8 protein-coding genes and 1 tRNA gene are annotated in these 12,509 nt (G+C 41.9%); 2 read left to right on the top strand and 7 right to left on the bottom strand.

Annotated features, from left to right (window positions below; genetic code table 11):
* Positions 1-62: 62 nt before the first annotated feature.
* Positions 63-1,505 (bottom strand): NAD-dependent succinate-semialdehyde dehydrogenase, encoded by a 1,443-nt coding sequence (locus H3S83_RS08935; RefSeq protein WP_198239466.1) that lies wholly within the window; start codon positions 1,503-1,505, stop codon positions 63-65.
* 651 nt (positions 1,506-2,156) lie between these two features.
* Here H3S83_RS08935 and H3S83_RS08940 point away from each other — a divergent pair.
* On the top strand, positions 2,157-2,789 hold the full coding sequence (locus H3S83_RS08940) for a YrbL family protein (protein ID WP_198224225.1): 633 nt from the start codon (positions 2,157-2,159) through the stop codon (positions 2,787-2,789).
* Positions 2,790-3,221: 432 nt separating this feature from the next.
* On the opposite strand, the gene H3S83_RS08945 is transcribed toward H3S83_RS08940, so the two are convergent.
* The 3 genes from H3S83_RS08945 to H3S83_RS08955 form a co-directional block, all read right to left on the bottom strand.
* A complete protein-coding gene (locus H3S83_RS08945) occupies positions 3,222-3,419 on the bottom strand; it encodes a hypothetical protein (RefSeq protein WP_077972067.1) in 198 nt (65 codons plus the stop codon).
* Positions 3,420-3,811: 392 nt separating this feature from the next.
* Positions 3,812-7,330 (bottom strand): P-loop NTPase fold protein, encoded by a 3,519-nt coding sequence (locus H3S83_RS08950; RefSeq protein ID WP_198239467.1) that lies wholly within the window; start codon positions 7,328-7,330, stop codon positions 3,812-3,814.
* A 345-nt stretch (positions 7,331-7,675) separates the two neighbouring features.
* A tRNA-Ile gene (locus H3S83_RS08955) sits at positions 7,676-7,752 on the bottom strand.
* Between the two features lie 152 nt (positions 7,753-7,904).
* Between H3S83_RS08955 and H3S83_RS08960 the strand changes: the two genes are divergently transcribed.
* Complete coding sequence (locus tag H3S83_RS08960; RefSeq protein WP_198239468.1) at positions 7,905-8,639, top strand: SIMPL domain-containing protein; 735 nt, start codon at positions 7,905-7,907, stop codon at positions 8,637-8,639.
* A 511-nt stretch (positions 8,640-9,150) separates the two neighbouring features.
* Here the strand turns inward: H3S83_RS08960 and H3S83_RS08965 are convergent.
* From H3S83_RS08965 to rpoD, 3 genes are all read right to left on the bottom strand, one after another.
* On the bottom strand, positions 9,151-9,603 hold the full coding sequence (locus tag H3S83_RS08965; RefSeq protein WP_370541344.1) for a YcgN family cysteine cluster protein: 453 nt from the start codon (positions 9,601-9,603) through the stop codon (positions 9,151-9,153).
* Between the two features lie 116 nt (positions 9,604-9,719).
* Positions 9,720-10,010 (bottom strand): HlyU family transcriptional regulator, encoded by a 291-nt coding sequence (locus H3S83_RS08970; protein WP_077972072.1) that lies wholly within the window; start codon positions 10,008-10,010, stop codon positions 9,720-9,722.
* A gap of 66 nt (positions 10,011-10,076) precedes the next feature.
* The gene (gene rpoD / locus H3S83_RS08975) at positions 10,077-12,101 is read right to left on the bottom strand and encodes an RNA polymerase sigma factor RpoD (protein WP_077972073.1); all 2,025 of its coding nucleotides are present in this window, start codon (positions 12,099-12,101) and stop codon (positions 10,077-10,079) included.
* Positions 12,102-12,509: the final 408 nt, after the last annotated feature.

A 12,509-nucleotide genomic window follows, 5' to 3' on the forward strand; every position in this document is an offset into this window, starting at 1 on the left:
CCACATAAGAACAAATGCAGCCCGTTTCATATGCTTGAATTATGTGCCGGGCAGAACAACTTTTACAGAGCACTGCATATATATTTGATTTCCATATATTCTTCTATTCCATATTTGGAACCTTCGCGCCCGAGGCCGGATTGTTTAACGCCACCAAACGGCGCAACTTCATTTGAAATCAAACCGGTATTGTGGCCGACCATGCCATATTCGAGCGCTTCACTCACTCTGACAGCACGGCTGAAATCGCGCGTATAGAAATAAGCTGCAAGTCCGAAAATCGTATCATTCGCCATGCGAATTGCTTCATCTTCTGTTTTGAATTTAAACAATGGTGCAACCGGTCCGAAGGTTTCTTCATGGGCAAAGCGCATATCCTGTGTGACACCCGTTACAATCGCCGGTTCTATAAAAAGACCACCTAGTCTTTTACCGCCATAAACAAGCTTTCCGCCTTTCTTCACGGCGTCGGCAATGTGTTCCTCAACCTTGTCCAAGGCACTTTCTTCGATCATTGGCCCGATATCTGTTTCGGGTTTCCGTCCATCGCCAATTTTCAAAGCTTTGACTGCCTGTTCCAGTTTTTTGGTAAAAGCGTCATAAACCCCTTCCTGAACGAGAAGGCGGTTGGCGCAAACGCAGGTTTGACCGGCATTACGATATTTCGATGCAATAGCACCTTTAACGGCTTCATCAAGATCTGCATCATCAAACACGATAAAAGGTGCATTCCCGCCAAGTTCGAGCGAAATACGTTTGATCGTCGGTGCACATTCGGCCATAAGCGTGCGACCAACTTCTGTTGAACCTGTGAATGACAGTTTCCGTACAATATGGCTATCAGTAAGCACTTTACCGATTATCGACGACTTACCCGTAATAACCTGTAAAACACCAGCCGGAATTCCTGCGCGGTTAGCAAGTTCGCCCAAGGCAAGAGCGGTGAGCGGTGTTAGACTGGCTGGCCTTACAATCATCGTACAGCCTGCTGCAAGTGCAGGTGCGGCTTTGCGCGTGATCATTGCAGCAGGAAAATTCCACGGTGTAATCGCTGCCGTCACCCCGACAGGTTGTTTGATAACCGTAATACGTTGTTTTTGCTGAGGCGAAGGAATGGTATCTCCATAAGTCCTCTTGGCTTCTTCAGCAAACCATTCGACAAAGGAGGCAGCGTAAACAATTTCGCCGCGTGCTTCTTTCAAAGGTTTACCTTGCTCGCTTGTCATAATCATAGCCAGATCATCGGCGTTAGCAATGATGAGGTCAAACCACTTGCGTAAGATTTTTGACCGCTCGGAAGCTGTTTTTATTCGCCATTTTTCGAGTGCTGCATTTGAAGCCTCGATGACTTTTTCAACTTCGCCAGCAGAAAGTGAAGGCACATGACCAACCACCGCGCCATCTGCCGGATTGGTAACGGCGATTGTTTCATTGCTTTTTGCAGAAAGCCATTTGCCGTCAATCAGGCACTTGTCTTTCAACAGCTTTTTATCTGAAAGTTTCATTTATCTATTCCTCCTGAACCCAACACGCTTCCGGTTTTCTCGGGCCTTAAGCTTCCACGGGAAAACAAGCTATTTCGTAATTAACGTAGGTGTATTCTTTATAAAGAGCAAGGACAGGACCGTTCAATAGATTGTTTACATATTAATAAATTACTCGTCTTGTCACCGCTCCTTCTATCAAGGAACAACCGGATTTTTCCGCCCCCTCAAGAGGAACGGAAGAACAAATTATCCGCACAACCGATATACTTAAAAAAGATTTTTTCCTTGTATTTTCGAGCTACCGGATGTCCTGTGAAAACGACACCCAACGGCTCCACTTCTGAAATAAACTCCACCACACAGAGTTTCCTCAACATTACTACCGGAACGAATATCGAATTAAAAGATAACCTTCTATTGAGAGCATAAAACTTGCCTTGACCGGTTTTTGGCTAACTACCCCTTTTTCAGGTTTTCCAGCATTTACTTTGATTTTTCAGTCGTTCGTCGCCGTTTTCGGTTTTTCATAAAACTTGCCGAATAACGAAATAAATACGAAACTGCACAAGTATTTCTATTTATTAAAAATGATAAATATTATAACGTCGAGTTTGACCAACTTAATCAGCATTGAACCCCATTGGCAAATTGGCAGACAGGCGAACATAATTGAAAATATCCGGCATTGTCGAACTGAGAAATACCACGCCCTTGTTTGACAATGGTCGCCACCGGGTTATCTTTCAGCATCCGCAAAATCCCGATCTGATTATCAAAATTGTTCGACACAGATGGGCCGAAAAATACGAAAAATACAACGCATTTAAAAAACGTTTCAAACCGTTACGCGAAAACGTCTATAACATCTTCGAATTTCTCGAAACTATGCGGCTGAACTTCGATACCAATCTCAGAACTCCGCATATTTTGACAACATCGGGAATCGTGCGAACCGATCTTGGTTGGGGAATGGTTTGCGAAATCGAAAAAGACAAAGATGGTTCACCGGCAAAAACCATTCATGAAATTGGTGACAAGATCAACAATTATATAGCCGAGTTGAAAGATCTAAACCAATGGGCAGAAACTTCGCCTGTTGTTCTCACGAGCTTTCACACCGACAATCTGGTTCTATCCTGGCGTGACGACCATTATGAATTTGTCATGATTGACGGTATAGGCGAACGAAATATTTTACACTTGCGAAGCTATATCCGCTCTTTGAACCGGAGAGAGAACAGAAAACGCCTTCATAAAATGCTCAATGAGCTCAATCTTTATGATGCAGTTGTCGGAAAATAATAGCGCAAGAAGCAAATTCCCGACATTTTTCATCCTGTTCGAATGTTCTTTCATGGTGTTTACCAGAATTTGGTATCTGCCTATTTTCTCCGGCGGTTTTTTGAGCAACCATTTCAGGCAAATTCTGGAAATAATCCATAACTATGAGCAGCCAAGTGGGATTGTTTATTGTTAGAACCAACTTACGAAACCGACGACCAAAACGCTTTCATCAGGCAGAGATTACGCAGTCATTATTTTGTAGATGTGATATGCTTTTCCAATCAAAATCACGTCGCAATGACCACATGGCCAATCACGAAAAATAGAAAAGAGCGCGCGCCCGATATTGGCGGGCACTGCGCTCTATAAAAACTGACCCCTAAATTTTAACCGGATTTTGCGGTTTTGAATAAAACACAACGCAACAAAAAAGGGGGAAATACAAAAGACTCATTTTACAGGAATTTTCGGTTTCCAACCGCGCCCGTAACCGAATGACATAGCACAGGCAGCAACTTCAACTTGGCGGATGAGCATTTGACGCTCGTCCAGAAGCCTTGAAATCAAGGTTTTTACATCACCATTATAATCAGCAATCAGATGGTCGATTTCGTCTTGTTGATAGTTTCTTTGTCTAACTTCACTCACTTCTTCTCACTCCTTTTGCACGTTTGTGATGTTCCCATCAAGAACGAGAGTCAAGGATTTCATAATCAAATATGAAGAGAGTCACCGGCTTTTAAAATCGGAGTTTTTAAGACCGGTTTTTGAATGCTTATAGTTAGAGATTTTTCCATCAAAACAAGTTATATCCGTTGTTGTTGTCTGCTTATTTTCTTCTTGTTTTTATTGCCAATGCGCTCCAATACCGATTAACGCCTATTCCCAATCCCCGACGAGAAACTGCTAGAATCCAGCCGATTCCAAAAATCACTTTAAGCAAACTTTGCTTACCAGCTTTTCGCACATAATTTCGTTTCAAAAGATGGGCGAACAAATCGATTTTTTATGACTGTTTAGAATTTAAAGGAAAAACTAGTCTATTTTTCTTCATCATGTGAACTTCCAAGTTCAGAGTTGAGACCCGGCTCCGAATTGTCAGGCTTTTTTAACCGGTATTTTTCGCCAAGCTGCATACCAACTTGTTCGGCGATTTGTTTGATGATTGCTAAACCAGCTTCATCATTTTTTTCTTTCAAATCAACGTAAGCATTGTCTATCCGCTGCTTAAACTCGTCGAAAGTATCTTTATCTAATTTCGAAACGAATTCGTCCAAATGTTCACATAGAGTTTCTACGAGCTGTTTTCTGTCTATGAATGAACTTGTAATGATCGTACCTATTAAGCGACGAACAATAGTTTTTTTATCATGACCCCAGTTTAGTTTTTCGAGAATTTGCGGACAATTCTCCCAAAGTTTAACAATCCCGCCTGCAGTTGTCGTTTTTTCTTTCAGGCCTTCAAGAAAGTTCATACCTACAGTCGCCTTATCCCCACTCGTAAGTTCACCATACAAATCATTGAAATTAACGGTCGAATGATTGTCAACTACACAAATATCAACACAATGAGAAACGACAGCATTTGTTAAATGAGCAAAACTATTGCCAATTTTATTCTTTGAACGCCGTTTAGAAGTACATGAAAAAATATCTATTACATCTTGTTGGTTCGAGAGATATTTCGCCCACTCCTCCTGTTGAGTATCTTTGAGCTGCATATCCAGCCAATCCAGAAATTCCTTCCAGCCTTTTTCTTTAGACGCCAAAATATCTTTGACAAGATCAGGTGAAATGTCTTGCAAACCGAGACTTTGAAATATTGAAGAATCTAAATTTTGTCCAACGACTGCCAAAAACCGTTCTATAACATTCTCAGGCAATTTTTCTTTGAGTTTCGCATAATTTAATATAAACATCCGAGTGTCTGGCGGGGTAATTTCATCGCTTGAGGCAACGGCAGTTAGTACTTTAACGTTAAAGATCTCCTTATCGGTGCCATCTATCAACTCTTTCAATAAAGTTGTGTTTAACAACTGGCTGTTAACAAATTTGCCCAATTTTTGGATAATTTCAGGCAAAAATTCTTTATCGTTTTTAACTTCTTTTATCCATTGTTTTTCATTTATCAATCCGCCATACTGTGTGCCAACCGTACTGATTTGATTAACCGACAAATCAGGATGAACTTTGATATATATATCTAAGGCAGCAGCAACATAATCAGGATGAACATTGTCTTTTTGATAATTGGTGTATGCCACTAAAAGAGGAAGACCACTGTTTACCATCCTAATAAATTCCTGAGGTAAACTTTCGTTTTTTATAAACCTGTTTTCCAATATAAATGCAATGATATTTATATTATTTATAACATCATCTGCCTTTTTTCCGGTAATAAACTTGCTTGCAGAACGTATGATTGTAATTAGCTCGTCATCCTTAAAATAAGGAAACAATTGGTGGAGAGCTTTCGACATATCTTCACTCGCGACGTCAAGCATTTCAACAAATCTACGACATATCTCTTCATTCGGCTTAAAGCCTAAATCAGCTAAATTAAGATTAGTCTCTTCACACGAAACAGCCACACCAATATCAAGCTCAGGAAGCACACCTAACCATTCAAATTTTTTGATGAGATCATCAGCTTTATCGTTATTCTCCAGCGTCTCAAACTTATTTTGCAATTTATTATGCAATTCACCAATAAGATCCCCAAATGCTTTTCCCGATTTCATTACTTCAAGTGACGATTTATTCCCATGGCCTTCTCTATTTGAATTTATGTAACCAGCGATGCTATTTTTTAGCCAAATATTTATCTTCTGAACTACATCTTCAACCTTTTTGTTTTCAACTAAGGAAACCGTCGATAGAATCTTCTTAACAGGCTCTATGTCCTCCAAATGAAAATTGCTCAGCAATCCAAGATTATTTATTAAATACGGGTTACAAATTTTTCGTACTTCATCTGAAATTTCTTTTAGCATTAGGTTTTCAACAGCATTTCCAAATTCTTCGAACTTGTTGAATCCTATCCAGTTATTTACTTCTTCTTCAATGAACTTCCGTAACATTTCAGGAATGCCAGGTGATTTTAAAAGCTCTTCAAGTTTATCACATTTCGGTTTTGTAAATAGATTTTCAAGATCTTTGTATAACAACACTTGGAATGCTAACTCGGGATCAACATTATAAGCTAATGCTGCTAAATTTCTGAATAGATCATTTGAATCTGCTAAGACTCTATACTGAAGTTTAATATTATCGAAATTTTGCAGAAGCAGCGGATTTTTATATAATTTCTCCGCATTTGCGACGAATACGGCCACATCAAGTACTGGGATTTTCTCCCACTGATCTGTCAATATCATTACTTCATTTATGAAATGAATAATTTGTCGTGGTGTTGGTGCAAAAGTTTGCTCAGCAATAGATAATGAAAATATTTCGTGCAAATGATCTGCAAGATAGTCATACCGAGCATCACCCGCTTCGTGGAGTTTTTCTTTGAAAAATTTTGCTTCATCAGATAACACCGGCGGTGATACGTGAAAGACACAATCAAAAGATTTTCTTATAATATCGTCGTTGGGTAATGTACTCTGTTTTTCTTTAGATGTATTATTGCTCGCAAATGCTGATAGGACATGATCTTTATCATATGGTACTACAACCATTATGTTCTGTATTTGTGTCCCTTGTTTGGAATTATCATTTAATACAGTCCGTATTTCCGACCATGCATCAATTAAACGGGATTTTGTTAAACGATCTATGTTATCAAAAACAATAACTATCCTTCTATTTTCTTTTTGATATATATCTAATAGGTTTTGGAATGTTTCATAAAACTCGGCTTGTGAAGGGTCTTGTTCTCTTATAGTCTTTTCTTCATGAGTCGTTTCCGCATCTCGTGAGAAGATTGTTATTGCTTCAGAAATTGTTGTAATCCAGCTTTTAGTTTTCTCATTAAAACGTTTGTAGAGGACTCGGCAAACAAATATTACCCCAATTGCCACAATACTAGTCATACATAATATTGGGATGACGTGATTAGCTTCATCCTTTAGAGCCGTTGGTCCGAGCCACTGATAAATAAGCGGCAAAAACAATGCAAAAATGATAAAAACTATGCCAAATGGATTGAAAATTTTATGATTTGTCGTTCGGGTATTGATGGTTTTTCCGCGAATTGAATCATAAATTTTATTAATTTTGGTTTCTTCACTGTTAGGGAGACCATTCGATGGTTCTTTAATCCAGTTTAACAATGCCTCCAAGAAAGAACGCTTAAAATTGGATGTTTGATTGGACCAAAGGTCGAAAGTGAAAACCCGGTATTTTTTTTCATTTTTGTCGCCATTGAGTTCCTGTCGAGCTAATTCAATAATCGTTGATTTTCCTGCCCCCCATTTCCCCTCCAATCCGATTGCACAGGTGTCGTTGCCAAATTCCTTTATTGTCTTAGCTAAAGCCGAAGCTGTTCGCTTGTGCCCATGTCCAGAGAACAAATCTTCTGAAACAGGAACATCGCGCAATATTTTCTGGGACATAATCTAACTCAAATAAAAAGTGAAAAATATAAACAATGCTAATTCTTTTCTAAAAAAAGAATTCTAGCCACTGTAGTGGCGTCGTCAATTGTTAATTTCAACTTATCCGTTTTAAATAGGAACTAGGAAACGGAATATTTTTCAGTTTCAATTGAAATTATTTTTCACATTTTCCACGAAACAGTGCCGCCAAAATCTAAGCTGATTGACAACCTTGTAACTTAACAAGCAAAATTAAATGCTCATAATCACATAATAAGAAATTTAGTCAATCTCAACAAAGAGCAAGCGAATTCCAGCTCGGGATTACTCTATCTATAATTACAAAAATGGAGATGCCCGTGGTGGTGGGCCCGGAGGGACTCGAACCCCCAACCAAGCGGTTATGAGCCGCCGGCTCTAACCAATTGAGCTACAGGCCCCACGGAAGCCCCGCAATAACCTAAAAATTTCGTCAACACAAGTGCCCCCGTGTCAACTTATTCACCTTTTTGAAAATTTTAGCGCTTGAAGCTTTTATCTCGCCCGCGAAACTCTATCTAAAAGATAGAGACTTATTAAAAATGAGGAGTAAATGACAGTGTCCCGTATTTTCCCCCGCAACGCCGAAATGATTTCTGCATGTGCCGCCTTTTTGTGTGTCACTTCGCCGCTTGCTCTTCATGCGCAAAATGTGAATAAAACGGAACCTGTCATTGTGGTTCAGGCAACAGGAGACGAACAGGCGAAACCCGATATTGCCATTATCAACCTTGCTGTCGAGACCGAAGGGGGAACTGCCGATTCTGCACTGAATACCAATAATGCAACAATGAACAAGGTTCTTGATGCCTTTAAGAAAGATGGTATCGAAAATGCCGATCTGATGACTTCGGGACTTGCTATTTACCGTGTCGAGGAAAACGAAAAAAACAAAAAGGCAAATACGCCTCTTTATCGTGTTTCCAATAGTTTGAGCGTGCGTGTGCGCGATATAAACAAAGCCGGCAAGATTTTTGATGAAGCGATGAAGTTGGGCGTCAATTCTGTGAACGGCATTACGTTTACAAATGCCGATACTAAGCCTTACCTTATAAATGCAAGGAAAAAAGCCGTCGCAGAGGCCATAGCCAAGGCCAAAACTTTGGCTGAAAGCGCAAATGTAAAACTTGGAAACGTCATTACCATTGCTGAAGATAACTCAGGCAATATGATGATGCCCCGTCTTATGAGTGCAAGTGCCACAGCATATCGGAACGAAACCAATTTTTCTTCCGGCGAACTTGATTACAAGGTCAATGTGACGATGACATTTGCGATCGAACAATAATTGGAACCGCTTCTGACGCTGTTCTTTACTGTTTATTTCTCGACATAGCATCTCATCGGGAAGCCAAAACGGCCATAGGGTCAATCTGTGGCTAGGTCTCACCGGTCAATTTGGTAGAACGTTTGCAAGCGAGAGACTATGAAGCGTGAGACTATGACATCAACCTTACCGGACAGGGACACGCGTCACTTGTGAAGCGCACCATAAAGACGAGTGGCATTCGAGACGAGATTGGTCTTCGAAAATTTTTCGTGCCCGAGAACTTCACAAACGTTCGCAGACAAAGGGGTTCGTCTTCTTACAGGTTTTGAAAGGGTAGGCCTCGGAACGCTTCCGGTTCGCGCATGAAAATTTCGGCAGGTATGTTACGGCTTCAAGAAATCCTCGTTTTAACGGCCAATTGTTGCCGTTATTATCCGCGATCACGATTTTATGTCGTATCTCTGGCGTTTCTTTAAAGGCCTGTCCTGACGAGCAAATGGAAAAATAAGCGCCTGCGAATTCCCAAACCTCAGCCGTTAATCGGGCCGATGATGTAATCAAGATAATCTTCGTCCGAAATAAGATCATCTTCATAGGCGAGAATTTTATCGCGAGCGGAAATATGGGCTTTGTGCACGCTTTCCTTGTCATGCGAAACAAGGTGATGCCAAGAAGGCAGGTTTTTTCCTTCATCAACCAACTTATAGGCACAAGTTTCCGGTAACCAGCGCACCGCGCGCACCATTTCGATATCAAGATAGAGGCAATCGGGAACAATGGACTTGCGATTCTGATAATCACTACATTGGCAGCTTTTCGCGTCAAGCAACCGGCAGCCAACGGCCGTGACAAAAATTTCGCCGCTATCTTCATCTTCCAGCTTTTGTAAACAGCACAGCCCGCAACCATCGCAAAGACTTTCCCATTCTTCGGGAGTCATTTGCTCCAGCAGCTTTGTTTTATAGAATGGAAGCTTGTCCATGCTCATTTCTTTCATACGGCTTTTATTTGAAGCTTGTTGCCCTGACAGGCCGGAAACAGTGGGGACTTTTCGGTTCACAAAAATGCGTGTCGAAGCAGGCACCCGAAAACAGGCTATTATTCGAAAATCCGCTCGCCCTGCTCGTCGATAATCTGGCGGCCTTTGATGTGAATCATGGCAACAGCATCATCGAGATTGGTAAAACGGTCCGCACGGATGAACCGGTAGCTCTTGGTCTCGCCATTGACGGTTTTTGAAATAACGCCGCAACTCTGGAGCTGGCCTTCATTTTTGTAAGGCGTCGCAGAAATGATAAAGCCTTTATATTCTGTTTGGCCGCCGTCAATTTCTGATTTTTCACTCGAAGTGCTTGGAGATTTACCAAAAAGTCTCTGCAAAAATGACATGCTTTGTCCTTGCTTGAAAAACGGAAAGGCACGAAACCGCAAGATTTCGTGCCTTTTGCATAAATTTTAAGAATCGAGAAAACTTCTCAACTTGCGTGAACGGCTCGGATGTTTGAGCTTGCGCAATGCTTTTGCCTCGATCTGGCGGATACGTTCACGGGTAACCGAAAACTGTTGGCCGACCTCTTCCAAAGTATGATCTGTATTCATGCCGATACCGAAACGCATACGCAATACGCGTTCCTCACGTGGGGTGAGAGAGGCAAGAACACGTGTGGTCGTATCGCGCAAATTCGCCTGAATAGCGGCATCGATTGGCAATAGCGCATTCTTGTCTTCGATAAAATCGCCCAAATGTGAATCTTCCTCATCACCAACAGGTGTTTCAAGAGAAATCGGCTCTTTGGCAATTTTCAGAACCTTGCGCACTTTTTCAAGCGGCATTGCAAGTTTTTCCGACAATTCTTCCGGTGTCGGCTCACGCCCGATTTCATGCAACATCTGGCGTGAAGTACGCACGATTTTGTTGATGGTCTCGATCATATGAACCGGAATACGGATTGTACGAGCCTGATCGGCAATCGAACGGGTAATGGCCTGACGTATCCACCATGTTGCATAAGTGGAAAATTTGTAACCACGACGATATTCGAATTTATCGACAGCCTTCATCAGGCCGATATTGCCTTCCTGAATAAGATCAAGAAATTGCAAACCGCGATTGGTATATTTCTTGGCAATCGAAATAACGAGACGCAGATTGGCTTCCACCATTTCCTTTTTGGCAATGGCTGCTTCGCGTTCGCCCTTCTGGACCTGATTGACGATACGGCGGAATTCGCCGATCGAAATCGCCGTTTCTTGCGCCAGCATCTGGATTTCACTGCGCAATTCCTGAATGGTTTTGGCTTCTCTGGTGGCAAATTCCTTCCAGCCATGACCGGGCAATGTGGAAATGTAATTGACCCAATCGGAGTCCATTTCGCGACCCTGATACTGTTTCAGGAATTCCTCATGTCCAACACCATAGGAATCGGCAAGACGTTTCAACTTGCCTTCGCTTTTTACCAGACGTTTATTAATGTCATAGAGTTGTTCGACCAGCGCTTCGATACGGTTCTGGTTAAGTGACAATGATTTGACAGCTTTGACCAGATCATCCTTGAGCTGTTTGTATTTTTTCTTTTGCGCAGGAGACAGCGCGCCTTCGTCGTGGTCGGCGAGGCTGCTTTCTACATGCTGATCCTGCAATTTACGCAATTTTGCGTAAGTATCCGCGATGAAGTCCAAAGTTTCCATGACTTGCGGACGAAGCTCGTTTTCCATCGCTGCAAGCGACAGATTGTTTTCATCGTCATCTTCGTCATCTTCATCCGGCTCAATGGTTTCGCCGCCGACATCGGTTATGTCATCATCATCGTGAACCACACGTTTGGGAGCTTCCTCCTTGGGCTTCAAATCCTCGATATGTTCGATGACCGGAGCCTGTTTGGCTTCAGGTCCTGCATAAGTGGTTTCAAGATCGATAATTTCACGTAGCAAAATGCGTTGTTCATTGAGTTCTTCACGCCAGATAATGAGCGCCTGAAATGTGAGCGGGCTTTCACACAAGCCTGCAATCATTGTCTCGCGACCGGCTTCAATACGCTTGGCAATGGCTATTTCGCCTTCGCGTGATAACAGCTCGACAGCACCCATTTCACGCAAATACATACGCACCGGATCATCTGTCCGGTCGTTCTGATCGCGCTTTGATGTGGTTGCAAGGGCACGACCGCCAGATTCTACCAGTTCGCCACCTTCGGAAGTTTCTTCTTCCTCGGTTTCAGCTTCTGCTTCAGCCTCTTCGTCATCTTCCACAACATTGATGCCCATGTCCGACAACATGGCCATTGTGTCTTCGATCTGCTCGGAAGTCACCTCTTCTGAAGGAAGAACAGCGTTCAATTCGTCCATCGTAACAAAACCGCGCTTCTTCGCAGTCTTGATCAGTTTTTTTACGACATCATCGGACAGATCCAAAAGAGGACCATCGCCGCTAACCTCGCGCTCGGTCTCTGCATTTTCTGTCTGTTTTACCTTTGTTGCCATTCCGTGTTAACTCCGCTCAGCCACATCGCACATTTATTCATTGTGTTTTGCAACTTTCTACTCATTCTGCACTTACAGCCATTCCATCTGGCTTGAATTTCCGCCAATACTTACGGCTTATTGGATTGCAAATCTTGTAAAGCCGTTAATTTTTAAAAAAGATTAATGTTGGCTATTTTCTTTGCAAGATAACGTCCTTGCTCCATATGATTGTTCTTCAACACCACTCTTTCAAAAATGTTCCATTGCGCCATAGCTCTTGCACTGCCGCCTTTTCATCGCTAAAAGAAAACCCCCGCCCGCTAAATCTCACTCTTTCTTTAACCTGATTGTTTCTTTAACCCGATTATCCAAGCCAATTCTAGCACAACTGGGCTTTCGTGGCTGATTCGCAGACAAAAAGCGAAT

The sequence above is a fragment of the Bartonella sp. W8122 genome, assembly GCF_016102485.1.
In the GTDB taxonomy this organism is placed as follows: domain Bacteria; phylum Pseudomonadota; class Alphaproteobacteria; order Rhizobiales; family Rhizobiaceae; genus Bartonella; species Bartonella apihabitans.